The 24,529-nt window shown below is 65.0% G+C and carries 22 protein-coding genes and 1 pseudogene; 8 read left to right on the forward strand and 15 right to left on the reverse strand.

All coding sequences use genetic code 11. From position 1 onward, the window contains the following. Nucleotides 1–418, forward strand: a pseudogene (locus tag AC1DKQ_RS20145) (hypothetical protein); the annotation flags it as partial. A 360-nt stretch (nucleotides 419–778) separates the two neighbouring features. Here AC1DKQ_RS20145 and AC1DKQ_RS20150 read toward each other — a convergent pair. From AC1DKQ_RS20150 to AC1DKQ_RS20160, 3 genes are all read right to left on the reverse strand, one after another. After that, nucleotides 779–1,759, reverse strand: coding sequence for an aldo/keto reductase (locus AC1DKQ_RS20150; RefSeq protein WP_476919986.1), 981 nt, complete (start codon nucleotides 1,757–1,759; stop codon nucleotides 779–781). Between the two features lie 163 nt (nucleotides 1,760–1,922). Next, complete coding sequence (locus AC1DKQ_RS20155; protein ID WP_476919987.1) at nucleotides 1,923–2,804, reverse strand: SDR family oxidoreductase; 882 nt, start codon at nucleotides 2,802–2,804, stop codon at nucleotides 1,923–1,925. Next, nucleotides 2,797–3,780, reverse strand: coding sequence for a helix-turn-helix transcriptional regulator (locus AC1DKQ_RS20160; protein ID WP_476919988.1), 984 nt, complete (start codon nucleotides 3,778–3,780; stop codon nucleotides 2,797–2,799). Before AC1DKQ_RS20160 ends, AC1DKQ_RS20155 begins: the two co-directional genes overlap by 8 nt. A gap of 164 nt (nucleotides 3,781–3,944) precedes the next feature. On the opposite strand from AC1DKQ_RS20160, the gene AC1DKQ_RS20165 reads away from it, so the two are divergent. Continuing rightward, nucleotides 3,945–4,067: a hypothetical protein gene (locus AC1DKQ_RS20165; RefSeq protein ID WP_476919989.1), complete on the forward strand. Its 123-nt coding sequence runs from the start codon at nucleotides 3,945–3,947 to the stop codon at nucleotides 4,065–4,067. A 153-nt stretch (nucleotides 4,068–4,220) separates the two neighbouring features. Here the strand turns inward: AC1DKQ_RS20165 and AC1DKQ_RS20170 are convergent, their stop codons facing one another. The 3 genes from AC1DKQ_RS20170 to AC1DKQ_RS20180 form a co-directional block, all read right to left on the reverse strand. Continuing rightward, the gene (locus tag AC1DKQ_RS20170) at nucleotides 4,221–5,813 is read right to left on the reverse strand and encodes a S53 family peptidase (RefSeq protein WP_476919990.1); all 1,593 of its coding nucleotides are present in this window, start codon (nucleotides 5,811–5,813) and stop codon (nucleotides 4,221–4,223) included. 31 nt (nucleotides 5,814–5,844) lie between these two features. Next, nucleotides 5,845–6,978 carry an alkaline phosphatase family protein gene (locus tag AC1DKQ_RS20175; protein ID WP_476919991.1) on the reverse strand — a complete coding sequence of 378 codons (1,134 nt, stop codon included), beginning with the start codon at nucleotides 6,976–6,978 and terminating at the stop codon, nucleotides 5,845–5,847. Between the two features lie 189 nt (nucleotides 6,979–7,167). After that, nucleotides 7,168–7,356: a hypothetical protein gene (locus AC1DKQ_RS20180; RefSeq protein ID WP_476919992.1), complete on the reverse strand. Its 189-nt coding sequence runs from the start codon at nucleotides 7,354–7,356 to the stop codon at nucleotides 7,168–7,170. Between the two features lie 346 nt (nucleotides 7,357–7,702). Here AC1DKQ_RS20180 and AC1DKQ_RS20185 point away from each other — a divergent pair, with 346 nt between their 5' ends. The 4 genes from AC1DKQ_RS20185 to AC1DKQ_RS20200 all read left to right on the forward strand — a co-directional run bounded on the left by AC1DKQ_RS20185 (nucleotide 7,703) and on the right by AC1DKQ_RS20200 (nucleotide 11,958). Further along, entirely contained in the window at nucleotides 7,703–8,245 is a 543-nt protein-coding gene (locus tag AC1DKQ_RS20185) for a PadR family transcriptional regulator (RefSeq protein WP_476920016.1), read from the forward strand. Nucleotides 8,246–8,250: 5 nt separating this feature from the next. Continuing rightward, nucleotides 8,251–9,963, forward strand: coding sequence for an ABC1 kinase family protein (locus tag AC1DKQ_RS20190; protein ID WP_476919993.1), 1,713 nt, complete (start codon nucleotides 8,251–8,253; stop codon nucleotides 9,961–9,963). Nucleotides 9,964–10,096: 133 nt separating this feature from the next. After that, nucleotides 10,097–10,552: a nucleoside deaminase gene (locus AC1DKQ_RS20195; protein WP_476885494.1), complete on the forward strand. Its 456-nt coding sequence runs from the start codon at nucleotides 10,097–10,099 to the stop codon at nucleotides 10,550–10,552. 614 nt (nucleotides 10,553–11,166) lie between these two features. Continuing rightward, nucleotides 11,167–11,958 carry a biosynthetic peptidoglycan transglycosylase gene (locus AC1DKQ_RS20200; RefSeq protein ID WP_476919994.1) on the forward strand — a complete coding sequence of 264 codons (792 nt, stop codon included), beginning with the start codon at nucleotides 11,167–11,169 and terminating at the stop codon, nucleotides 11,956–11,958. 210 nt (nucleotides 11,959–12,168) lie between these two features. Here AC1DKQ_RS20200 and AC1DKQ_RS20205 read toward each other — a convergent pair whose 3' ends face one another. Both AC1DKQ_RS20205 and AC1DKQ_RS20210 read right to left on the reverse strand, forming a co-directional pair. Further along, a complete protein-coding gene (locus AC1DKQ_RS20205; RefSeq protein WP_476919995.1) occupies nucleotides 12,169–12,870 on the reverse strand; it encodes an SDR family NAD(P)-dependent oxidoreductase in 702 nt (233 codons plus the stop codon). Continuing rightward, nucleotides 12,867–13,262 (reverse strand): nuclear transport factor 2 family protein, encoded by a 396-nt coding sequence (locus tag AC1DKQ_RS20210; RefSeq protein WP_476919996.1) that lies wholly within the window; start codon nucleotides 13,260–13,262, stop codon nucleotides 12,867–12,869. Before AC1DKQ_RS20210 ends, AC1DKQ_RS20205 begins: the two co-directional genes overlap by 4 nt. 425 nt (nucleotides 13,263–13,687) lie before the next feature. Between AC1DKQ_RS20210 and AC1DKQ_RS20215 the strand changes: the two genes are divergently transcribed. Then, nucleotides 13,688–14,773 carry an SDR family oxidoreductase gene (locus tag AC1DKQ_RS20215; protein ID WP_476885577.1) on the forward strand — a complete coding sequence of 362 codons (1,086 nt, stop codon included), beginning with the start codon at nucleotides 13,688–13,690 and terminating at the stop codon, nucleotides 14,771–14,773. Between the two features lie 65 nt (nucleotides 14,774–14,838). Here the strand turns inward: AC1DKQ_RS20215 and AC1DKQ_RS20220 are convergent, their stop codons facing one another. The 5 genes from AC1DKQ_RS20220 to AC1DKQ_RS20240 all read right to left on the reverse strand — a co-directional run bounded on the left by AC1DKQ_RS20220 (nucleotide 14,839) and on the right by AC1DKQ_RS20240 (nucleotide 21,863). Next, nucleotides 14,839–16,257, reverse strand: a complete 1,419-nt coding sequence (locus AC1DKQ_RS20220; protein WP_476919997.1) for an alpha-amylase family glycosyl hydrolase — start codon at nucleotides 16,255–16,257, stop codon at nucleotides 14,839–14,841. 319 nt (nucleotides 16,258–16,576) lie between these two features. Next, nucleotides 16,577–18,835 (reverse strand): glycogen debranching protein GlgX, encoded by a 2,259-nt coding sequence (glgX, locus tag AC1DKQ_RS20225; RefSeq protein WP_476919998.1) that lies wholly within the window; start codon nucleotides 18,833–18,835, stop codon nucleotides 16,577–16,579. A 444-nt stretch (nucleotides 18,836–19,279) separates the two neighbouring features. Continuing rightward, nucleotides 19,280–19,966 (reverse strand): esterase/lipase family protein, encoded by a 687-nt coding sequence (locus AC1DKQ_RS20230; RefSeq protein ID WP_476919999.1) that lies wholly within the window; start codon nucleotides 19,964–19,966, stop codon nucleotides 19,280–19,282. Next, on the reverse strand, nucleotides 19,963–20,745 hold the full coding sequence (locus AC1DKQ_RS20235; RefSeq protein WP_476920000.1) for an alpha/beta fold hydrolase: 783 nt from the start codon (nucleotides 20,743–20,745) through the stop codon (nucleotides 19,963–19,965). Before AC1DKQ_RS20235 ends, AC1DKQ_RS20230 begins: the two co-directional genes overlap by 4 nt. Before the next feature lie 140 nt (nucleotides 20,746–20,885). After that, complete coding sequence (locus tag AC1DKQ_RS20240) at nucleotides 20,886–21,863, reverse strand: manganese catalase family protein (RefSeq protein WP_476920001.1); 978 nt, start codon at nucleotides 21,861–21,863, stop codon at nucleotides 20,886–20,888. Between the two features lie 313 nt (nucleotides 21,864–22,176). Between AC1DKQ_RS20240 and AC1DKQ_RS20245 the strand changes: the two genes are divergently transcribed. After that, nucleotides 22,177–22,329 carry a hypothetical protein gene (locus tag AC1DKQ_RS20245; RefSeq protein WP_476920002.1) on the forward strand — a complete coding sequence of 51 codons (153 nt, stop codon included), beginning with the start codon at nucleotides 22,177–22,179 and terminating at the stop codon, nucleotides 22,327–22,329. Nucleotides 22,330–22,846: 517 nt separating this feature from the next. Here AC1DKQ_RS20245 and AC1DKQ_RS20250 read toward each other — a convergent pair. Together AC1DKQ_RS20250 and AC1DKQ_RS20255 are read right to left on the reverse strand one after the other, a co-directional pair. After that, nucleotides 22,847–23,230, reverse strand: coding sequence for a hypothetical protein (locus AC1DKQ_RS20250; protein ID WP_476920003.1), 384 nt, complete (start codon nucleotides 23,228–23,230; stop codon nucleotides 22,847–22,849). A gap of 292 nt (nucleotides 23,231–23,522) precedes the next feature. Continuing rightward, a complete protein-coding gene (locus AC1DKQ_RS20255; protein ID WP_476920004.1) occupies nucleotides 23,523–24,419 on the reverse strand; it encodes a helix-turn-helix transcriptional regulator in 897 nt (298 codons plus the stop codon). Nucleotides 24,420–24,529: the final 110 nt, after the last annotated feature.

Consider the following 24,529-nt stretch of genomic DNA (forward strand, 5'->3'; position numbering starts at 1 on the left):
CATTCTGCTGACCGACTCCGGCAGCGGCGACGGGCGCACGCTCCTTCTGGCAGCACTGCAGATCTGGGTAACAAACGTCATCGCGTTCGCCCTGGTCTTCTGGGAACTGGACCGCGGCGGACCGGTCGCACGGCGGAATACCCACCGCGACGACCTCCCGGCTGCTGACTTCCGGTTTCCCCAGGACGAAGACCACGACGCCGTCACGGAAGTTGCGACGCGGTCCTCAGTCAAGAGCGGCTGGGTCGCTTCCTTCGTCGACTACACCTATTTCTCCCTGTCCAACTCCATGGCCTTCAGTCCCACCGACACCATGCCCCTGTCTCCCCGCGCCAAAATGATGATGGGACTCGAAGCCGCCGGAGGATTCGTTCTCCTGGCCCTCGTGATCGCCCACGCCGTCTCCCTGCTGGGCTAAGCCTTGACCCGACGCACTTCTCGGTACCCTCCGGCATGTCAGGGCGTGCTATCTGCAGGACTGGCTGACTGATGAGGCAACACCCATGAGCTGGGCGGCTGCGCTCCGAAACGGCGGGCACTGGCGCGCTAGGCGACATCGGAGCGTCAGTGGAGGCGTCGCCCAGATCCAACACCTCACCGGACAAAGCGTCACAGAGGCTACCGGAGTATTGAGGACGTTCGTTACGCAAGGGCCGGGGCCGGACGGTCCCGAAGAGGTGGGAGTCAACGTAGCGTCCGCGTTGCTTCTCACCGAAGGGCCCGTAGGGGTAATCGTTCTGTGTGGGCATCGGGGCCGGTACGTGCGCTGGTCCGGCGGTCAGCGGTCGATCGAGGCCATGTTGGCCTCGTCGTGGCGTTCCCCTGCGGCGGGTCGGAGCGCGTTCAGCCGGCCCAGTTGGTCGCCGGTGAGTTCGACGCCGTCGGCCGCGGTGTTCTCCTCGACCCGGGAGACCCGCCGGGTGCCGGGGATCGGGGCAATGTCGTTCCCGCGGGTCAGCAGCCACGCGAGGGCGGTCTGTGCGGGGGTCGCGCCGATCTCGGCGCCGATGGCCTTCACCTCGTCGACGATCGCGAGGTTGCGGCGGAAGTTCTCGCCCGTGAACCGCGGGTTGGTCTTGCGCCAGTCGTCGTCGGCGAAGTCGTCGACGGAGCGGATCTGGCCGGTCAGCAGGCCGTGGCCGAGCGGTGAGTACGGGACGAAGCCGATGCCGAGTTCGCGCAGCAGCGGCAGGATCTCCGCCTCCACGTCGCGGGTCCAGAGCGAGTACTCGGTCTGCAGTGCCGTGACCGGCTGGACGGCGTGTGCCCGGCGGATGGTCTCCGGGGAGGCTTCTGACAGCCCGAAGTGCAGCACCTTGCCCTCGGTTATTAGATCCGCGACCGCACCGGCGGTCTCCTCGATCGGGGTCTCCCGGTCAATCCTGTGCTGGTAGTACAGGTCGATGTGATCGGTGCCGAGGCGCTTGAGGGAGCCCTCGACGGCGGACCTCACGTTAGCCGCGCTGCTGTCGATCATGCCGGGGCCGCCGCCGGAATGGGAGACCAGGCCGAACTTCGTGGCGATCTTCACCTGCTCACGGCGGCCTTTGATGGCCTGGCCGACGATCTCCTCGCTTAGGAACGGCCCGTAGATCTCGGCGGTGTCGATGTGGGTGACGCCGAGGTCGAGGGCGCGGTGGATGGTGCGGATCGACTCCGCGTTATCCAGGGCGCCCTCGCTGGTGTAGGTGCCGGCCATGGTCATGGCGCCGAGTCCGATGCGGGAGACTTCCAGGTCTCCGAGGCGTGCGTTCTTCATGCTGTGCTTCCTTTCGCTGTGTTTTTCAGCCCCGGGACGTCGGCTGGGGCCGGTTTTGGGCAGGTGCTAGCCACGTGCGTCCCAGGAAGTTTTGCGGGAGTTGCTTGAATTGGTCGGTCGGCCGACGCCCGGGGTTCAGGGACGCCGGGGCCGATAAGGGGTGTCAGGCATTGTCGCGGGCGAGGTTGCTGGAAAGTTCGCGGTGGGCGTCGGCCTGGTTCTGGAGGTCCTTGGCCCGGGTTTCGAAGAGCCCGACGGCGTCGGCGCCGGCGGCGAAGCGCAGAGGCGGCTGATCGAGTTCGGCGAGCTGGATGAGGACGTTGGCGAGTTTGGCCGGGTCCCCGGTCTGCTGTCCGTCCATCCCCTTCCACGCGGCAACCGTCTGTTTGGTGCGCTCGGCGTAGTCCTCAATGGTGGATTCGGCGTAGCTGGTGGATTCCGGGGTGAGGAGCTCGGTGCGGAAGAACCCCGGCTCCACGATCATGCTGCGGATGCCGAACGGGGCGACCTCCGGGGCCAGGGACTCCGCCCACCCCTCCACGCCGAACTTCGATGCAGCGTACGCGCTGAGGAACTCCCCGCCCGCGATGCCGGCGGTGGAGGAGATCGTGACGACCAGCCCCGAGCGCTGAGCCCGCATGACTGGCAGGACCGCGCGGGTGACGTTCATGGGCCCGAACATGGTGGTTTCGATCTGCGCCCGGAAGTCCTCCGGGGTGATCTCTTCGAAGAATCCGGCGTAGAAGTTGCCGGCGCTGTTCATGAGCACGTCGATTCGGCCGAAGCGGTCGACGGCGGCCTGGATCGCTGCCGTGGCATCGGCTGGGTCGGTGACGTCGAGCTTGACGGCCAGCAGGTCTTCGTTGCCGCCGACGGCCTGGATCACTTTTTCCGGGTTGCGGCCGGTGGCGACGACGGCGTGGCCTGCGGCCAGGGCGGCCTTGGCGATGTCGGTTCCCATGCCGCGGCCGGCGCCGGTGATGAACCAGACCTTCTTGCCGGCCGTGTTGTCGTACCGCTCTGTGTTGGTGTTCTGCTCAGTCATGTGAGGGTTCTGTCTTTCCTGGGTTCTGTGATCCTGGTTGCGCGAAGGAGCGCATCTCCGGGATGGTGGATTCGCCGGCGGAATCGCCCGCGGTGGTTGTTGCCGGAGGCGAGGCCGCCCAGCTGGCCAGGAAGGCCAGCGCGTTTTCGGATGCAGAGCCGGGCTCCGCGGTGAAGGTGAACAGGGTCTGTCCCTCATCGCCGGGCAGGTCGAGCGTCTCGTATTGCAGTGACAAATCCCCGGCCACGCGGTGGTGGAACCGTTTGGTCCCCGTGGTGTGGATGCGTACGTCGTGCCCGGCCCACAAAGCAGCGAACAGCCCGCTGCCGGTGGTCAGTTCACCGACGAGCTCATTCAGTGCCCGGTCGTGCGGGTTCCGCCCCGCTTCCAGCCGCAGCATCGCGACCGTGGTAGCCGCGATCGCGCGCCAATCCGGGTAGAGATCTGCCGCGCCCGGATCGAGGAAGAGGTAGCGCGCTTGGTTCGGCAACCGCCCCGGTGTGTCCGGCCCCGGCAGCACGGCGGAGTTGAACACCTCCGCGTACAGCGCGTGGCCCAACAGGTTGGCGGCCAGCACGTCCGAACGGCCGTTCTGGACCAGGGCCACCACTCCGGTCATGCCATCCAGGAGCCGCAGCACGCCCGGACGAACCCGCTGCTGCGGTGGCCGGCGGGGCGCCCGACGCGACGGCGTGTTGGCCGTCCGCGCCAGGTCCATGAGGTGCGCCCGCTCGGCGTCGTCTAGCTGAAGGGCAGAGGCGACAGCCTCGAGCACCGCGTCCGAGACACCGCGGATGCTGCCGCGTTCGAGCCGCGTGTAGTAGTCCGTGCTCACCCCGGCGAGCTGCGCCACTTCCTCACGGCGCAGGCCCGGCACACGGCGCAGCTCTCCGTAACTGGGGATGCCGGCCTGCTCCGGACTAATCTTCGCGCGTCGCGAGATCAGGAACTCCCGGATTTCGTCTTTTCTGTCCACATCCACCACGCTACGCAGACCAAGCGGCCGGTGGCAGTGTCTATCAGACACCCCCAAACCCGGCAGAAATGACCACGAAGTGGCAGTCATGTCCGCTGCCCGGAAAAACCGCGTGGAGTAGCGACGGGAAACGAACCAACACACTGGATGGGACGAGGTGGAACGTGAGCATACAACACGGCAATCCGGTCAAGTGGCTCAACGCCTCCCTCGACGGGCTGCTCCAGCGTCCGGTCGAAGTGGCACGTCACGAGCCGATCCCGGCCGGGGCCCCGGGCATTCTCTGATGAAACCTATCCTTGTCGTAATGGGCGTATGCGGGGCCGGAAAATCATCCATAGACAGTGACCTTTTCCCACCTGTCTCGAGGTGTGGGCTTGAGCATCTCGACGGGTCATCTCCGCATCCCATTGCCAGCCGTCACCTTGCGCCACCCTAAGTTAGAGACCGGAGTTGATCGCCGCGAGCAGGGCCGTCCCGTCGGGGCTGCCGAGCCCGGTGCAGGGATCCCAGCCGGCCGCCGCCCGGTAGGTGCCGTTGTTTCCCGTGGTGACATCGTGGAACCCGGCCGTCCGGCTGTAGAGCAGGGGCTGGATTTGACCGAACGGCCGGCCCGTCGACTGGGCGAATAAGGCAACCAGGGCCGCCCAGAGGGGTGCGACGGCGCTCGTGCCGCCGATGACCATGTCTTTGCCATCAACTCTGACCTTGTACCCGGTCTGCGGGTCTGCGACGCCGCTGACGTCCGGGACACCGCGGCCATGACGCCGGTGTGCGGGCTTAGGTGCGGGTTTGCGGCGGCGGGCGTGGGCGGGCAGCCCGCGCTGCCAGGCCGGGACGGGGAACGTGTCGCTGTAGCCGCCACCGGTGGCGGAGTTCGGTCCGTCATTCCAGACGGTTTCCGAAGTGATGGTTCCCGTGGCCGGGTCGGCTTCCAGGCGGGTGCCGCCGCAGGCCAGTACGTGCGGGCTGGAGGCCGGAAAGTCCGCGTGGTCTTTGCCGTCCGTAGCCGCGTCGGCGCTGCCGTTGTCCCCCGCCGCTGCCGTGACAGTCGCGCCCAGCGCCGAGGCGTCGGCGAAGGCCTGATCAAACGCGGTCCGTGCCTGGGCGGTCCAGTCGTCCTCGTTCTGGCCCCAGCTGATGCTGATAGCCACCGGTGTCGGCGCGGCGTGGGAGGCGTTGATGATCGCGTCGAGGAACCCGGCGTCAGTGTTCGGGGCGAAGTAGACCTGAAGGTCCGCCGCCGGTACCAGGGCCCCGATGACTTCGATGTCGAGCAGGACTTCCCCGTCTGCCCCGGCCGGGTCCTGCCCGGGCTGGTTGGCAGCACCGTCGACCCCCACTGCAGTCACCGTTGGCCCGGCGATCCCCAGACTTGAGAAGTATGCGTCCAGGTCCGCGTGGCCGAAGCCTCCGCCTAGTTCGATGATGGCCACGCTTTGACCGCTGCCATCGGCGCCGGCAGGGAAGTTGTAGATCCTGGCCAGTTCCGGCGGGGTGTAGCTCGACCCGGCCGCAGCCAGCGGGACCGCATGGAACTGCGCACGTGCCTGGGGACGGTCATCCAGGCCCAGGACGGCTGTGACGATTCCGTCCAGCTCCGCCGGGATCTGCAGGCCCCCGGTCCGGTGCCGGTGGGTGATGTCCTGACTGTGGGGCCCGCTGCTGGTCACTTCCTCCAGGCTCGTGCCAAAGATTCGGCTCAGCTGTTCGACAGTTCCGGCCAGCCGCAACCGGCGGGAGGCCGGGTCCGCTTCGATAACTTCGGCTCCGAGCCGGGTGAACGTTCTGGTCGCAAGGCCCAGGTCCCCGGCGGAGGCCCCGTGACGGGCCGCGAGCTCGTCGCGGGACATCGGTTCGGCGGGCATCTGCGTCAGCGGTTCCTGCCGGCGCAGAATCACGGTCACCTCAATCCTGCGGGAAGGATCGACGGGCCCGTGCGTGGCCTGGATCCCTGCAGCCGCCGTACGTTCCGAACCGGGAAGCGGGACGCTTTGCTCGGCGGCCTTCGGGGTGTTGTTCTGCTCAGACATGAAAGTGCTCCGTTCGTGGGACGGTCATCGTTCAGGGCTTCGTTGTTATCAGGGGAACATCGTTCGGCGGCGGAAGCGTGCCGCCGCCGCGCAGCACCACCGGTGCCACCGGAATGGACGTCGGTGTAGGCGGGGCGGGCACAGGCTTGGGTTTGCGGTCCGGCTGCGGCGCAGCGGGGAGGCTGACTGTCGACCCGTAGGCGGGCGGTGCGGGGTTGTGAACGGCGGGGTCAATGAGGTCGGCGAGGCCGGGGTCGTTGTCGACACGGTCCACACCTAGCTTGGGCAGCCCCAGCAGCTGCATCACGGTCTTGGCGATGCCGGCGTGGTGGGACCAGCGGCTGTCGATGCCCGGCTTGACCGGGCCGCCGAACATGATCAGCGGAACCCGCGGACCGTACGCGAGCTGCACCCCGTCCGGAGTGTGCTCGACGTTGGGGGTGGCGACGTGGTCATCCCAGCCACCCCAGTCATCCCAGGTCAGCAGGAACACCGTCTCATCCCAACCGCCGGATCTGACCACGGCGTCCACGGATTCCCAGATCTTATTCATCCCGATTGTCACGTCGGCGGTCGGGTGTTCGTCCTCGGGCGAGTCGTGCCACAGATAAGTCAAAGGCGGCAGCTTCCCGGCGGCGGCGTCAGGGACGAAATGCGTGCTGGGCATCAAATTTCTGGAGCCGCTGAGCTGTTCGTAGAACCCGGCCGGGTAGCCGCCGGTCGCGGTGTAGCAGGCCCATCCGATGCCAGCGTCCTCGGCGAGGCCCGGGACCGAGGGCATGTCCCACAACGGCGGCGGCTGGGCCCGGGACGGATTGCGCAGCGTCGGTGACTGGCCACCAACGATCAGCAGATGGTTCGGCGTCGAGTTCGTGCCGAAACCGCTGCAATGGTTTTCCAGGAACGCCCCCGTCAGCGCCAGATACGCGTAAAACGGGATCGTCGTCGCGGTGTCGAACTGGGTTCGGGTCGCCTTGTGCTGCCCGGTGAGCCAGCGGTAGTAGGCGTGCCGGTCGTGGGGCTGATCCGACGCGGGCGGGTTGGCCTGAGTGGGCCAGTCCGGTGCAACGTTGGCCCCATACGGTGCCAGGCCCCGGAAATAATTATCCGTGGTGTGGTTCTCCTGCACCATCACCACAACACGCTTGACTCTGCTGCTCGCCATGACATCCCCGTTTCCTCGGCCGGATCACCCGGACGCCTAATCGGACACCACCGAGACTATGCCACTGCTGCCACTTGCGGCCTGACGATGCAAGACACTTATGGAAGTGTTCACGGTCATCCGACGACAGATACTGGAGGGCCGGATTGGCACCCGCTACCACGGCAGCCAAACATGGCGCGCCGGCGGTCATTGTTCCGCCTCCAGCGCGGAACCGGTCAAGGCACGGGCTTCGCGTCGTGCTTTGCGTACCCGCCAGATGATCGACCCGATGACCGCGACCCCCACCACGGCGGCGGTGATGTCTCGAGCCGCCGTCCGGGCGACAGCATCGTAGGAATCACCGGCCAGAAAACCGAGCAGGACGAACCCCGTCACGGGGTGGGGACCTGCGTATAGCGGTCAGCTCTGGGTGATCGGACCGGACGGCACCTCCGAGAGTCTCTCAGGTAGGACAGCCTGCCGACGAGCTGTGAGCTTGCCAAGTGTTTTGTGTAAGTGTCGGGACCTGGTTAGAGGGGTCGATTCGGTCGGGGTAGACCATGAGTTGGGCGAGGGCCGGGTGCAATTGCATCGCGCTCCCGCTTATGTACCAACTCCTCGCGGTCGCCGACACCGGCGGGAACCTCGTGCGTGACTCCCCCGCGGTCGGCTTCCCCCTGTCGGTTTTGTGAATATCGGATGTATCGTTGACTATCGTTCGCGACTCGCAGAGGAGAGCATGATGCGTAATTCGTACCCGGCGAGCGGATTTGGCGGCCCCAACATCGACGGCATGTGGCAGGCCGTTGAGGAGTTGCGTTCAAGGTTTGAGAAGCGCTCGGGCACCCGCGTGGGTCGAGGCGAGGTGCGGTCGGCGATACTGGCCCTGCTCGCGGAGCGTCCGATGCACGGCTACCAGATCATTGGTGAGATCGAGGAGCGCAGCAGTGGCAGCTGGAAGCCGAGCGCCGGCTCCATCTACCCAACGCTGCAGCTGCTGGCCGACGAGGGGTTCATCAGTGCCGAGGAATCCAACGGGCGCAAGATTTACTCGCTGACGGAAGCAGGCCGGGAAGAGGTAGCGGGTGCCGATACGTCAGCGCTCTGGGCGTCAACGGGTCCGGCATCAGGCACAGGGTTCGCGGCGCTGCCCAAGGCTGGCGTCGAACTCGCGCAGGCCGCTGCCCAGGTGGGTCGCACAGGCTCCCCGAAGCAGGTGCAGGAGGCCGTGGCGGTGCTCAACGAGGCACGTCGTCGGCTGTACGCGATCCTCGCCCAGGACTGACGAGGGTGACGTCGGTTCGCCGGGACCGGGCGGATCCGGTACCCGGCGCCGGGAACACCCGTGCCCGTTACCGTCGCATCCTGCGCTTCGCCGCTTGGCATCTCGCGGTCACGTGGTGGTTTGAGCTGTTCCTCCCTCGCATCGGGCTGGCCAGGATTGCCGAAAGCACCCGGACCAAAAGGATGCGGCGCTTCGCGCAGCGCTTCCATGTGCTCGCGGTGGACCTTGGCGGTCTGATGATCAAGGTTGGTCAGTTCCTGTCGTCCAGGCTCGATGTACTCCCGCCGGAGATCACTGCTGAACTGGAAGGGCTGCAGGACGAGGCGCCCCCCGTCCCGTTTCCAGCAATCCGTGCCCTTGCCGAGGCGGAGCTGGGTGCGCCACTGGACCGGGTGTTCGCCTCGGTCGAGGAAACGCCAATCGCCGCCGCATCCCTCGGGCAGGCGCACCGGGCCCAACTTCTTCGCACCGATGCAGCCGACACCGGTCTCGAAAACGTAGTGGTGAAGGTGCAGCGACCGGGCATCGACGCGGTTGTCGACGTCGATTTGGCCGCGTTACGCAAAGTTGGCGGCTGGCTCAGCCACGTGCGCCTCGTGTCCGATCGCGCTGACCTGCCGGCACTGGTCGAGGAGTTTGCGCAGACCAGCCTCGAGGAAATCGACTACCTCCATGAAGCGGCGAATGCAGAGCGCTTTGCCGCTGATTTTGACGACGACGACAGGATGATCGTGCCTGACGTCGTCTGGGAGCGGAGCACCCGCCGCGTGCTCACGCTGGAAGATGTTACGGCGATCAAGATCACGGACTTGGCGGCCCTTCTTGCGGCTGGCATCGATCCCGTGCAGGTTGCCCCGGTCTTCGCGTCGGTGATGTTCGACCAGATATTCACGACTGGCTTCTTCCACGCCGATCCGCATCCCGGCAATATCTTTGTCACACCGAATGCCGGTTCATCCGCACAGCGCCCATGGAAGCTGACGTTTATCGACTTCGGCATGATGGGAGAGGTGCCGCCCAAAACGCGCAGTGGCCTGCGTAAGCTGCTGATCGCGGCCGCCTCGCGTGACGGCAAGGGGTTGGTGGCCGCAATCAGCGATGTTGGTGTGCTGGTGCCGTCGGCCGACACGGCCGAGCTTGAGCGGGCCATGATGCACCTCTTCGCCAGGTTCGGCGGGATGGGCTTCGCCGAGCTTCGTGAGGTGGACCCGCGGGAGTTCCGTGATTTTGCGCTGGAGTTCGGTGACGTGGTTCGCTCGTTGCCCTTTCAGTTGCCGGAGAACTTCCTGCTCATCATCCGCGCGATGTCACTGACGTCGGGCGTGTGCAGCTCGCTGGACGCCCGGTTCAATCTGTGGGACTCGGTCGAACCCTATGCGGGGCAGCTGCTCCGCGACGAGCGCGGCAACATCGTGCAGGACGTGGCTCAGCAAGCGTTCGACGCCGCCGGGGTCGCCTTACGTCTGCCCAAACGGGTGGATGGGCTTCTCACCCGAATCGAGGAGGGTTCGCTGTCGGTGGCCAACCCGCGGCTCGAACGGCAGGTGGCACGGCTTAGCCGCGTGGCGCAGCGGTCGGTATCGGCGCTGGTGTTCGGAGCGCTGCTCATCGCAGGTTCCGTGGTCCGAGCGGACGACATGGTGCTCGGCAGCGTGCTGATGATCGCGTCGGTGGTCCCGCTGCTACATGGCCTGTGGGTAGGGCGCCGCGGCCTCTAGATGAGCTGGTGAGCCGAAACCCGGCTGTAAGCCAAACGCGGCCAGACACCTGTGCGCGACGTTCGCAATCAACATGCCCGTAAGCAAGTTCCAGGTCCACAGCAACAAAGGCCCGCCAATTTAGACTGCACCCATGAACAAAACTGAACGAACCAACACAGACCCGGCGTTCGAAGCTGCCTACGAAGCCGCACAAAAGAGTCTCCGGGAGGGCGGCATCCCGATCGGCGCGGCCTTGGCCCGGGGCGGGGAAGTAATTGCCAGCGGCCACAACGAGCGTGTCCAGCATGGTGATCCAATCGCCCACGGCGAGATGTCTGCGCTGCGGGCTGCCGGACGCCAGAAAAGCTACCGGGACACGACCCTCTACACCACCCTGGCACCGTGTGCGATGTGTACGGGGACCATCGTCCAGTTCAAGATTCCGCGCGTGGTGGTGGGCGAGGCCGAGACGTTCCCCGGCGAATTCGATCTTCTGCGCTCACGCGGCGTCGAAGTACTGGTGTTGAATGATGCCCGATGCGTCGAGATGATGCGCACCTTCCAGGACGAACACCCTGAGCTGTGGGCGGAGGACATCGCCGAGTAATCAACAGCAGAAGGGAACAAGGGTGAAATGGGTCACGACCATGGCAAAGCGATTCTTGAGGGACCCAGCAGCGCACCATGTCGCGGTATTGCCGGAATTCCTGCCTGATCCGTTCCTTGAGGTCAGGTTCCCCGACAATCCCCTGCGTAGTTGGCTGAGAGTAGTACTCGGGGCGGCCCGGTAGAATTTCGTCCCATCCTCTATCCCTACGGGCGTAGCCGGGGGCGAACAGCGAAGGCAGACCGATGGACATCCCGAAACCACTAATCGCGCCGCGGCATATACCGTCGGACCGACTGCCTCGATCGGGCCGTCCGGACGCAGGGCCGGCTAAAGTTGTAATTTACCCGGTGCCAGTCCCGTTCGCGCCTCGCGAAAGCGGGTCTGCGGCGGGTCCGGATCAGGCCCAGCAGCCGGTCTCTCAGTTCGATCAGCCTGGCCAGAGGACTACAACGGGTCGGCGGGAGGAGCCGGCGAGAGTCATTACTTACCCGGTGCCGGACACCTTGACGCCTCAGGGGCCTGCCACAGAGCCGGATCAGGCCAAACAGCCGGTTTCTCCGATCGGTCAGCCACGCAAGCGTCCTAAACGAAAATGGCGCCGCAAGATACTGTTGGCCCTGATCGCCCCGCTGGTTCTGATCCAGATCATTGCCTTCACGTTCAGCATGGGCGTGACCCCGCCCCGCACCGCTTACATGCTGGAGGCCGGCGAGCCTAACGTCTACCAGTTCGTCTCGATCAACCACATCAGCCGGCACCTGCTCGCCGCGACCATCGCCCATGAAGACGAACAGCTCGGCACCCGCAGCGGCGCCTTCGACCTCGGAGACTTCCAGGCCAGGGCACAGGCGTATTTCCAGGGAAAGCCCGACCCGAGTGGTTCCACCATCCCCCAGCAGCTGGTCAAGAACATCTTCCTCTGGGACGATCAGAGCGCCGCCCGAAAAGGGATCGAGGCCGTCCTGGCAACCCAATTCAGCTACACATTGAGCCCCCAGCGGACCTTGGAGCTCTACCTGAACTACGCCCAGTTTGGCCCCCACCTGTATGGTGTCTGCGCGGCCAGTTGGTACTACTTTGGAACACCGCCGTGGAACTTGTCGGACTACCAATCTGCACAACTGATGGGTGTTCTACCACTGCCGGATCTGGTCAAGCGGGATCCCAACAGTGGTATCTACCTGGGCGCAGGCGTCCACCCCGCCGTGTGGAACCTGGTGAACGGGGCAGCGAACGTCTGGGTTCCTCAGCAGCTCACCGGCCTGGGCGGATGGCAGGCGGCCGTCGCGACGGTCGGCATCACTGACACTGCCGAGAACCACGCTGACCGGCGCTCCGACAACGACGCGTGCTCATCCATGCCTCAAAGCGTAAAGGACCGTATTCAGAGCGAAGCCGGCTAGGCCCGGCACAGGCGTCAGGCGTCATACGCGAGGTGAGAACGGGCCATCGCATACGCGGCCCAGTTTCAACTGGCCGCCGCGGGCCCGGCGGCCATCGAAGTACCACCACCCCCGACCGAGAGGATTCAACCCGCGGTGGCACGGTGTCAGTCGGGTATTTCGATTTGGAACCCGCAACTGCAGTGCAGGAACCCTGCACGGCGAAGCTGATCAGTTGCCGTCGAAGACAGCCTCTGGGCTCCACTCCGATGCCGGCTGAGCGTGAAGCCGCCAGTAGGCTTCGGCGATCAGTTCCGGCGCGAACGCTGTTCCATCCGCGATGTCTCCGGCGATGGTGACCCCGGTGACGTGCACGTTCTGCCGGACCAGCTCGTAATGCAACAAATGGGTCACCACGCGCAGGGCGGTCTTTCCGATCGAGAGGGTCGCATGCTCGGGCTGCGGGTCGTGGCTGAGCCAGCTGCTCGTCGTCAGGAACGTGCCGATGCGCGCCTGTGCCATAGCCGGCGTGAGAACCTGCGCAGCAGTGATGGCGCCGAGCACGTCGACGCTGTACGCGGCCATCAGATACTCGGCGTCCGTGGCCAGGACACGGTCCCTGGCGATCAGGGCAGCGTTGTAGACCACGATTCCTGGGCCGCCGATCTGTGCGATGGCTTGCAGCCGTATACGGAACGCCTTCTGGTCGGCGGCGTCGGCGAGTACGGTGTCGATGTTGGCCCCGGAAGCGCGCAATTCGTCGGCGAGAGCGGCAAGGGACTCCTCGTGGCGCGCGACGAGCGTGATTCGGAACCCTTCTCTTGCATAGCGACGGGCCACAGCGGCCCCGAGGCCAGGTCCGGCTCCGATGATCAGGACGTGGTTCGGGTCGATTGCGGCCGCTTTACTCGTCCCTCCTCGGGTCGGAATCACGCCCTCTCGATCTGCCGGCCCGGCATCGGCTCTGCGATTGCTATCCGCCATGCGGGGGCGCCAAACGTGTCGGCGAAGTACTGCGTCTCATGCACTACCTTCTCTTGAGCGAATTGCATGACGGACACCGAGTATGTCGGCACGCCGTCATACGTGATGATGCACTCGCTCACCCAGAGATTCCCGCTTCCGAGGATCCGCAGCACGGTGAAATGCCTCTCGGCAGGGTGTCCACCGCGTTGCGCCGCAATCGTCGTTCGGCCTCGGAAGCGTTCACCCGACTGGGGATAGTCGAGGATCGCATCGTCGGAATAGATAGCGTGTTCGGCTTCGCTATCCCCGCTTTCCGATGTGCGCCAGTGTGCCTCGAGTGCCGCCCAGGTCGGATCCATCGTGTTGTCCTTTCCGTGGCTGATTTCCGTCGATTCAGGTCGCCGTGCAGTGGTCCGCTTGTGGTCCAGTTTGAGTGCTGGCAGTTCCTCTCGCAATCCACTTTCAGCCCGACCTGGTCGATCTGAGAGGTCGCGTGCGCGCCCGCCCGGCGCCTGGCCGACAAGGAATTCCCCGCCGCGCAAGCCGGCTACCAGGGGATCATCGACTTCATCACCGGCTTCGGTCCCGTCCTCGCCCCGGGCGTGGCCCGTGTGCTGCCTGCCTGACCGTGGCCGCCACTCCGCGGGTCAAAGACCTGATAGCAGAGATTATGATGATCAATTGGCAATGGAATGGCTGGGAAGGGTGGTCAATAGCGAAGCGTGGCTTCCAACCATCTCCGGTACGAACCCCTCACCAAGAAAGTCAGGCACCCGTGACATCAGTGGACATCAATGCCGGCGTCATTCAAAGCAAGACAGCTCTGGTTGTGGGCGCCAGTGGCATTGCCGGCTCGGCAATCGTCGAACAGCTGGGCCAGAGCGAAAACTGGACGGTCCTTGCACTGTCCCGGAATCCCATTCCCGGTGGGCGGGCCAGGCACATTTCCGCCGATCTCCTGTCCGCGGACAGCCTTGCCCAGGCGCTCAGCGACGAGAAACCCACGCACATCTTCTTCACCGCCTGGTCCAGGCAGAACACCGAGCAAGGGAACATCCGCGTCAATGCAGCCATGCTCCGAGACCTCCTCGGCGCACTACACCACGCCCCGGTCGAACACGTGGCACTAATGACTGGTCTAAAGCACTACCTGGGCCCATTTGAGACCTACGGAGCGGGCTTCATCCCGGAGACCCCCTTCCGCGAAGAAGAACCGCGGCTCCCGGCCCCGAACTTCTACTACGCGCAGGAAGACGAACTGTGGGCAGCAGCAGAACGGCAGGGATTCCGCTGGTCCGTGCACCGCTCACACACGGTAATCGGCCACGCCGTGGGCAACGCGATGAATATGGGGCTGACCCTGGCGGCACAAGCCTCCATCTGCAGAGAGCTGGGCCTGCCCTTCGTCTTTCCCGGCTCCGAGACGCAGTGGAACGGCCTCACGGACATGACTGACGCAGGCCTCCTTGCCGAGCACATGATTTGGGCCGCCACCACCGAGAAAGCAGGCAATCAGGCCTACAACGTGGTCAACGGTGACGTCTTCCGATGGCGATGGATGTGGCCGCAAATAGCTGCCTATTTTGGCGTGGAAGCGGCTGGCATTGAAGGGTCCCCGCGTCCGCTCGAGGAACAGATGCGCGGCATGGAACCCGTATGGTCCCAGATTGCCGCCACCCACGGCTTGGCAGAAGCCGACCTTTCGCGGATTGCCTCGTGGTGGCACACGGACGCCGACCTGGGACGCAACCTAGAGGTCCTCGCGGACATGGGCAAAAGCCGCGTGGCCGGCTTCACCGGCTACCGGCGCACCGATGACTCCTTCCGGCAACTGTTTGATCGGTACCGGACAGAAAAGTTCATCCCTTGACCGCTCCTGTGAGGCCTTGACTCGCTGAGCCTTCTCAGGTGGCGATCGACTATTGATGGCGGCTACTACGTCAAGGTGGATCGTCGAAACCCATTGTCGCGGTGGAGAATCCCGGGGAAAGCTGGGATAAGTGCTGCGTGCAGCGGCCTAGGTTGCAGTCCCGAGCACGGCCCAGCCGTAGCCGGGAAGGTTGACCTCATTGCGGGCCGGCGGCTTGTTCCCGGGCCGGCCAGCAGGGTGCGGGCCGATGACGGAACGGGCAGTTGAGCGGCCTTGCCGGACAGGTTGAGGGCGACCGTGATGGCGGCGCCATTGCTGCTCGCTTCGTACACAAGGTGTTCGTTGCTGAGCGACACCACCTTCGTGCGCGCATTGTGCAGCCACGGGTGCCTGCGGCGCAGGCCAATCAGTTCCTGGTGGAGGTGGTAGACCGGCCGGCCGGCCTGTGCCAGCTCGGAGGGTTCGGCAGGGAAGGCGGGGCGGACGGCGTCGTCTCCCCCGGCCCGGTCTTCCTTATGGCCGCGGAAGGCCTGCTCGTCGCCGTAGTAGATGGAGGGCGTTCCGCCCACGGTCAGGAGCACCGCCAGCGCGAGCGGGAGCTGATCTGCGTTGGTCAGCTTGCTGGCAAGGCGGGTGACGTCGTGGTTGCCCACGAAGGTCAAGGGCGCAAACGTCTCGAGGAAGCCGTTGTGCCGTTCCAGGGCTGCAGCGAGTTCATAGAAGTTGGCGTCGTTGAGGGAGCTCCAGATGGCCTTCCACAATTCATACTGTGTGACCGAGTCCAACGTGCCGGCGCCCGCTTCCCGGCGATAGTCACCGTGGATGTACTCGCCCACGAAGTATGCCTGCGGGTACTCCTGGCGCACGTCGGCCAGCACTGCCTTCCAAAAGGCCGGCGGAACGGCATAGGCGGCGTCCAGCCGCCAGCCGTCCGCGCCGCGCCCCAACCAGTGCTTCATGACCTCGGCAACGAATCCGGCCACTTCCGGTTCGTCGTGGTTCAGGGCGACGAGGTGACGGTGACCCTCGAAATACTCGTAACCAGGCACGCTGCCGGGCTTCCATCCGGTCTCGGGCCAGGTCAGCCGAAACCACGACGCCGTGGGTGCGGCAGGGCCTTCAGCCAGCACCCGTTGGAACGGGCCGAAGCCGCGCCCGGCGTGGTTGAACACGCCGTCGAGCAGAACCTTCAGGCCGCGGGCGTGAGCCTGCCTGATCAGTTCTTCAAAGTCCTCGTCATCGCCGAGCCGGGGATCGATACGGAAATAATCCGTGGTGTCATATCCGTGGGATTCTGAGGTGAACACAGGACCAAGAGCCAGGCCCGATGCCCCAAGTTCCAGTGCGTAGTCGAGCCAGGCGTGCAGCCTGGGGAGGCGGTGCACCGTCGGCTGTCCGGCCAGCAAAGTCGGTTCCGCGCCCGTGAAGCCGAGAGGATACACGTGCCACCAGATGGCGTGCTGCACCCATGCGGGCTCTGTCATGGTGATTCACCTTTCGTCTCTGCCCCAGCTACCGGCACCACAGAGCGGCAACCCCCGGGAAGCGCCGGGGAACGGTTTCCTGCCGCATCGACGTTGCACTAAGGCTTACGCGCCGGCCGGCAGGCGATGGCCCCGATCCCCAATCAAGCGGCGTCCGCCCATCTGGTTTTTGGTTGCACTCCGACTCCGTCCCCTCGTCCGGCTGCGGGTTTCAACTGCCGGGTACGCGTTGCAGACTGGCCGGAACGTGATGGCACAGCGTTCGGATGGCCGGCCCCACGCCGGTCGATGGTTCGGCGGGATCCTGAGGCGGGTGCCCTCATGTGCCCGCTCCGGGTTGCTTGCCTGCCCGTCTGGTGTCCTGGGGCTCGGGAACGGCGGGTGAGGTGAGCGACGCGGTTTCGGAGGTTGCCGTCTGCGTCAACGCCGCGAGCGAGGCGGCGACCGAGTGGTCGGGTTCCTCCTCCGGGGCCGGGGCAGCGGCCCGCAGCACCATGAGGGATTTGGCGGCGACGGTGACCTTGTCATCAGCCGCCAGGGGTTCGGAGTCGGCGCTGGCTCCGGCGGTGTCGATCATGACATCCCAGGCCGGAGCGTACTCGTCCGGGGGCAGCCTGAAATCGACGTGGCCGTCGTGGGCGTTGAAGTACAGCATGAAGTTGACGTCTGTGATGGGGCGCCCGCGGTTGTCCTTTCCTTGGATGCCGTCACCGTTGAGGAATATTCCAACGGAGCGGCCGAAGCCGCTGTCCCAGTCCTCCGGCTGCATGATGTTGCCGTCGGGGTCGAGCCATTCGATGTCCGGCAGCGGCTCATCTTCCCCTCGTCGCACCGGGCGGCCGTCGAAGAAGCGGTTGCGCCGGAAGGTGGGGTGCTTGGCGCGCAACGAGCTCACGGCGGCCGTGAACTCGATCAGCGGCTGGTCAACGCTGTCCCAGTGGATCCAGCTCAGTTCGGAGTCCTGGCAGTAGGTGTTGTTGTTGCCCTGCTGGGTGCGGCCCAGCTCGTCTCCGTGCAGGAGCATCGGAACGCCCTGGGAGAGCAGCAGGGTCGCGATGAAGTTCCGCTGCTGCCGCGCCCGCAGGGTCAGGACCTTGTCATCTTCCGTGTCCCCTTCGGCGCCGCAGTTCCAGGACCTGTTGTGGGATTCGCCGTCGTTGTTGCCTTCGCCGTTGGCCTCGTTGTGCTTCTCGTTGTAGGAGACGAGGTCGCGCATGGTGAAGCCGTCGTGGGCTGTGACGAAGTTGATGGACGCCACCGGGCGGCGGCCGGAATGTTCGTAGAGGTCGGCGGAGCCGGTCAGCCGCGAGGCGAACTCGCCGAGAGTGGCCGGTTCGCCGCGCCAGAAGTCGCGGACGCTGTCGCGGTACTTGCCGTTCCATTCCGTCCATTGCGGCGGGAAGTTGCCCACCTGGTAGCCGCCTGGTCCGACGTCCCACGGCTCGGCAATCAGCTTGACCTGGGAAACCACCGGGTCCTGCTGGATGAGCTCGAAGAAGGTGGACAGCTTGTCCACGTCATAGAACTCACGGGCCAGGGTGGAGGCGAGGTCGAACCGGAACCCATCGACGTGCATTTCCGTGACCCAGTACCGCAGGGAGTCCATGAGCAGCTGGAGCGAGTGCGGTTGGCGGACGTTAAGAGAGTTGCCGGTGCCGGTGTAGTCCATGTAGTGCTTGAGGTCGCCGTCGACGAGCCGGTAGTAGGTCGCGTTGTCGATGCCCTTGAAGGACAGGGTGGGGCCCAAATGGTTGCCCTCGGCCGTGTGGTTGTAGACCACGTCCAGGATCACCTCGATGCCCGCCCGGTGCAGCGACCGGACCATGGCCTTGAAGTCCTGAACCTGCTGGCCGGCGTCGCCCGTGGCGCTGTAGCTGTTCTGCGGGGCGAAGAAGCCGATGGTGTTGTAGCCCCAGTAGTTGTTCAGGCCCTTGTCTTCCAGGGTGCCGTCGTTGACGAACTGGTGCACCGGCATGAGTTCCACCGCTGTGACGCCAAGCTTCTGCAAGTGGGCGATGACGGAGGGGTGCGCCACGCCGGCATAGGTGCCGCGCTGTTCCTCCGGGACCTCTGGGTGCAGCTGCGTGAGGCCCTTGACGTGGGCCTCGTAGATGACCGACTGGTGGTAGGGGATGCGCAGTTGGCGGTCGCCGTCCCAGTCGAAGTACGGGTTGATGACCACGCCCATCATCATGTGCGGTGCCGAATCCGCATCATTGCTGGAGGTGGGATCCCCGAAGTTATAAGAAAAGAGCGCCGGATCCCAGTCGATCTGGCCCTGGATGGCCTTTGCATAAGGGTCCAGGAGCAGCTTGTTCGGGTTGAAGCGGTTGCCCGCGCCGGGATCGTAGGGGCCGTGCACGCGGTAGCCGTATTTCTGGCCCGGCTGGATCTGCGGCACATAGCAGTGCCACACGTAGCCGTCCACTTCGGTCAGTTCAATCCGGGTCTCCGTGCCCTCATCATCGAAGAGGCACAGTTCGACCTTCTCGGCCCTTTCGCTGAACAACGCGAAGTTCGTTCCGGTTCCGTCAAAAGTGGCACCAAGCGGGTACGCCGATCCGGGCCAGGTTTCCATTCGTGCTCCTCCTAGATCGTCCAACAAGATGTCCAGCACGCGTGGTGCGAACCACCGGAGGGGAAACTCTCACGCTAACGGGGTCCTCCGGCTGGGCAAACTCCATGAACTGCAATTCCTAAGCCTGCTGACTATATCGCAGACGGCGGAACTTCGGGCTCCGCGACGCCGCTCCGCGACCGTCCCATTTAGGGGTGGTGGCCCTCGCACCTTCCAGAAGGCTGCACAGCACGGAGTTCTTGACGGGGCCGGCAGGTGCGTCGTCCGCATCTCCGGCCATCCAGCGTGTCCGGGAGCACGCTGTCGTTGAAACATGCCCGGAGCGTTCGGTTCAATGCGGTGACCGCCCGCCGCGTTATTGAAAGGGACCGGCGATCAACCTGACAGTCGGTGGCCGGACCCAGGGAGCAGCATGATGTGCTCCCCAGCTTCCGGCTTAGGGCTTTACTGCTGGGGAGGGTCTATTTGTAACTGCTCCACAATGGTGCAGGCGGTCTGTTCATCGCCGAGGATCCGGAAGTGCCCGGCCGTCTCGAGCCGGATATTACGGGCTCCGGGCAGGACGCTGCCTTCGGGAATGTGCGGGTCATAAACCCCGTAGATGGACGTGATCCGGCGATTAATGCTTTCTTCCCCGGCCATTTGGAGGGTCAGGGCGTTGCGCGGCGAGAAAACGCGGAGGCTGGGGATGAGCAGGTAGCGGGCGTAGCGCGACCCCAAGAAGGGCGTGCAAACGGCGACCATGCGGTCAATGCGCAGGTCCGGGTCGAGGGCAAGCATGATGTATTTGCCGATGAGCCCGCCCTTGCTGTGAGCCACGATGACCGCGTTCTCCAGGTCGGCAGCAGCGATGTGCTCGGCCACGAGCCTGGCGGCGATCGGGACGTCCAGCCGGTTTCGTTGGAGAAGGGTCACGACGTGAACGGGGTGACCCGCTCGGTGCAGGGCTGTAATCAGGGGCAGCATGAACTGCCAGTTCTCATATACGCCCGGGATCACCACGATGGGGCTGCGGTCCCCGGCGTGGAAGGCGTCGGCCGGGATGCGGGACAAGGCACCCCGGACCTGCCACCCGGCCGCGAAAGCGTAGTCGCGGATCCACCAGATCGCCCTGCGGATTGCCCTGCTCACGCCTGGGCTCCCCGCGCACTGCCGGGCGCCCTGTCGAAGCCCCGGATCGCCTCCGCACCTTTTCCAGCACCGGTGTGTTGAACGACGTGCCCGCAGCCGGGGACCTCACGGGATTCACATGCGCGCTGCTCTAGCAGACGGCACCACACCCGGGACGCTACCGGATCCCGGGATCCCCGCAGGAACAGGATCGGCACGCCCACCTCGGCGCTGCGTTCCTCTGTGGGATAGGTCATCATCGCTGGCAGTTTGGTCAGGTACCAGCGTGGGCCGCACCGGGTGTAGTCCGCCATGACCAGGAGGTTTGATGACGGGGTTTCGAAGAAGAGGCAGTCAATTGTCAGGTCGAGGGCCTGCCGCGCGACAGTGCGGCGCTTGTGATCGGCGACGGGTCCCATCAGAACCAGTTGGGTGATGCGGTCCGGCTGTTGTATGGCCGCTTCCACGGCGAACTGGGTTCCCATCGAACGCCCGATAAGGATGCACGGGCCAACGCCTGCCTGGTCCAGGGCGGCCTGGATGAAGCCTGCGCAGTCCGAGACCGACAGCCGACGACCCGGTTTCTGTGTCCCGCCGAAGCCGGGATGGTCGATCGAATACGTATCTGCTGATTCGGCCAAGTGCCAATGGAGCCGGTTCAGATAGCGGTGGGATGCGCCTATGCCGTGAAGGAGAACCATGGCCGGTCCCGACCGGTCCGCGCCCCTGGGCAGGGGCGATGCATTCAGCCGCCCCACGAGCTCATCGACGCGGACGTCGGAACCGATCGGATCAGCCATCTGCAGAGAATCTCCTTCCCCTCCAAGCCCGGCGCCCAGCACCGCACGGATGCGGAAGCGAGCCGCTCTCCAGCTGGAAAGCGGGCCGCCTCTGGAGCTGCCTGCCAAGGGTGTCCTTGGAGGCGGTTCCCTGCGTCAGGTTATTTCTTCTTGGGTTCTTTCGTGGGTTCCTTCGTGGGTTCCCTGGGATTGTCGGCGTCCTTGAGTTCCACTTCTGCTGTGGCCTGGATCAGTGCCAGCAGGTCAGGATCGAGCCCGGGCGAGAATTCCTCGCGGCGTTCCGGTGAAATGCTCATCGGGAAGCCGTCCGGCGCGACGTCGGTGCTCAGCTCGGTGCCGTCGTTGGAGGGTGATGCGCCACGGTACAGCTTGCCCGCTTCGCTGAGGTTGTCTGCGCTGAAGGTGTACTGGATGCTCTGCAGGCCCTTGTCCAGGAGCTTCTTCACCTCGGGGAACTGCTCGGCGTTGGTCTTCGGGATCGGAAGCACTTTGCCCCAGTTCACGCCGAGGCTTTCCAGGGCCTTCGCGAATGCATTCTCGTGGGCCTGGTCCCGGACGATGAGGTAGGCGATCGTGGACCGCGCCGTCTTGTTCTCGGTCATTTCGTAGATCCGGCACTTCTGCAGCCGGCCGGTGGACTCGAGCATCAGGTTGTACAGCAGGTCCAGGACAAGGTTGCCGCTGTTGTACACGTAGGACCCGCTCCACGGGTTCCCGGCCGCATCCACGGGCAACGCCCCCTGCGCGCCGACCAGGTAGTGGTGGATGTTGCTCGTGTCCAGCGCGATCTTCAGCGGCGTGGCCCCCTTGGCTCCGGGCTGGTCAACGGGATCGGTCTTCTTGCCCTGGTACTCGGGGGACCCGTCCAGCAGCCGGGAGATGGTGGTGCCGATCAGCTCGACGTGGCTGATCTCCTCGGTACCCACGCCCTGGAGCAGGTCCTTGTAGGGCTTCGCGGCTGCGTCGCCGCGGAAGTTCATGCTCTGGAACAGGTACTGCATCATGGTGCGCATCTCGCCGAACTGCCCGCCCAGGCCCTCCTGCAAGGCGTTGGCTGCGGCAGGGTCGGGCTCGTCGACGGCGATTTCGTTGATCAGTTGCTGGGTGTGCAGGTACATAGGCTAGTTCCTCACTCTGGTCTGATGCATGTCGTCGTCCTCTTAAACACCGGCCTCCGAATACCTCATGGCCGGACCGGCCCGTCCCGCGGCGTGGCAGCCGCAGGGTCTAACCATAAGCATGCTTAGTATTCTTGGCAAGGAAATTATCCTGCCGATCGCAGCCGTACGACATTCCCCGTCCGGCCTTTCCCATCCCGAGCCGGATGATCGTGCGGGCCGACCCGTCGGGCGGGCGACTCCACGGACGGGCAGCAGCGTCCCGGCTTTGTCCTGCTCGACAGGCCGGGCGACTGCCGCTAGGTTGGGCCTCATGACTGAGATTCCAGATGAAGATAGGGACGGCCGCGGCGAAGACGAGTCCGCCAGGGACTCGCTTGCCGGCGACATCGCCCGGAAACTCGACGGGGACATCGGCGAACCCGACCCGGAAGGAGCCGGCACTGAACCCGAAGACGCCCAGTAACCGTTTTCCACCCCGGGCCGTGAAGCTGGCCGGACCCAGCCTGCGGCACGGACCTGCTGTCAAAGCGCATCACCTGCCGGTGTAGGTCGACCCGTCCAGCACCACTACCGGATCAGCATCCTTACGCCGAACCCCGCGACGTCCCCGGCCCCATCAGTTAGCCTCCCGGCTGCCTGACCTGCCGCGGCGGCCGCTGATGCCTGTCTCAGCCCACAACCCGGATCCGCGTGCCCGACTCCCCCGTTCACAAAGGGCGCCCCAGGACGGTAGCAGGCAACCTGAGCAAGGGCACGGCACGTCCGCAGATTCTCACGGCGTTCCAAGACAACGATGTCCAAGCCGAGGGCGGTTTAGCCTTAATCCATGCGACGCAGAACCGGGAGCCTCCGCGTTTGAGTCCTGGACTCGCGCGGCGGCTTTCCTCACAGGCCGAATAGAAACCGGGCGACGGCCGGGAGGGTGATCAAACCGGATACGCGTCCCGGAGAGATGCCGTCAACGGCCGGGCCGGGGAACGTCAGGCGGCCGGAACGGCGCCAAGGGCTTCCCCAGTCTGCCAGCCGGGAAGCGGCGCGACGCGTTCACGGACCGGGTGCGAGATCAGTTGAGGACGTCCGGCAGGTGGTTCCAGCACGGCGAGCGGCAGTTCGCGGTGGAGAAGGTAATCGCACGCCGCCGGGCCGGTCATCCTCAGACCCGGGCATCTGCTTCCACGGTGTTCAGTGCGGACATTGGCTGCGCGCAAACCGGCTCTGAAGGCCCTGTCACCCACAGGTGCAAACCCTTCGAGCCCGCACCAGCTCAGGTACACGCCATACAGTTCGTCCATGCTGAGACCGTTCCCCTCCGGATCCGGGGCAACGCACTCCTTGAGGAAATCTTCCAGTGGTGTCTTCGTCATCGTGGCCTCCTGCATCCCGGCGGTATAGCCGCTCAAATGAAACAACAGCATGAATGTGAAGCATGACCAGCTAAGAAAACGCGGCCAAAGCAGTAAGAATCTAGGAGCACCTTTTCCCGCTGTCAAATCAGATTTTCGGGAGTGGGCCCGGTGGACCATGGGCGCTTTGGTATATCCCCGGTGTAGAGGCCCGCGGGCCGCAACAGATCAGATTTCGACGGTAGCAGCCAGGCTGATGATCAGAAGGGCGTCGGGAGGGAAACCGGAACGGCATGGCTGCCGGGAGGGCTCTTTAGGCGGGACGGTGGGCCGGTGAGTCGTTCGTCTTGAGCCGTGTTTCGCTGCGGACCGTAGCGGCCCAGGTGGCGAGAAGGTTGAGGGCGTCGTGGCCCGGGGTGCCCGGTTCGGCGCTGTAGGCGATCAGGGTGAGGCCTTCATCGCCCGGGAGTTGCATGGTCTGGAATGTCAGCTCGAAGTCGCCGACGACGGGGTGGTGGAAGGGTTTCATCCCGGTGTGGTGGAGCCGGACGTTCTGGGCGGCCCACATGATCCGGAAGTCCTCGCTTTTGGTGGAGAGCTCACCGATGAGGTCTGTGAGGTCGCGGTTGTGGGGATCGCGGGCGGCTTCCTGCCGGAGGATCGCCACGACATCCTGAGCCATTGATTCCCACTCGGGCAACTGATCCCGGGAACCGGTATCAAGGAAGACGAAACGCGCGAAATTCTGGGGCGGTGCCGCCTCGCCGCCGTTCGGGTGGTAGAGCGCGCGGGCGAGGTCGTTCATGCCGAGGACATCGAGTCGCCCGTTTTGAACAAAGGCCGGGATACCGGTCATGCCGTCAAGTAGGTGCTGAATGCTGGAGCTGAGCTTCTGCGGCCCGCGCCGGCGCTGCCGGGGCCGTTTGATGTTTGATGCGCGGGCGAGGTCGAAGAGGTAGGTGCGTTCGGCGTCGTCGAGTTTCAGGGCCCGCGCCAGGGATTCGAGGATGCTGTCGGAGACGCCGGTGAGGTTTCCGCGCTCAAGCCGGTTGTAGTAATCGATGCTCATCCCGGACACGGCTGCGAGTTCCTCGCGGCGGAGCCCGGGCACCCGGCGCAGGCCCCCGTACACGGGCAGCCCTGCCATTTCAGGGGTGATCCGGGCACGGCGCGACTTGAGGAAGTCGCTCACTTCGCTGTTGTTGCTCACCCTATCCAAGGTACGCGCGAACAAGTCACTGGTGGGAGGTACTGCCATTACATGGAACACCAGCCACTACCTCGGGTTCGGGCTCGGCGGTTGACTGGATAACGGAGGCT

The organism is Arthrobacter sp. 05L421 (genome assembly GCF_056397785.1).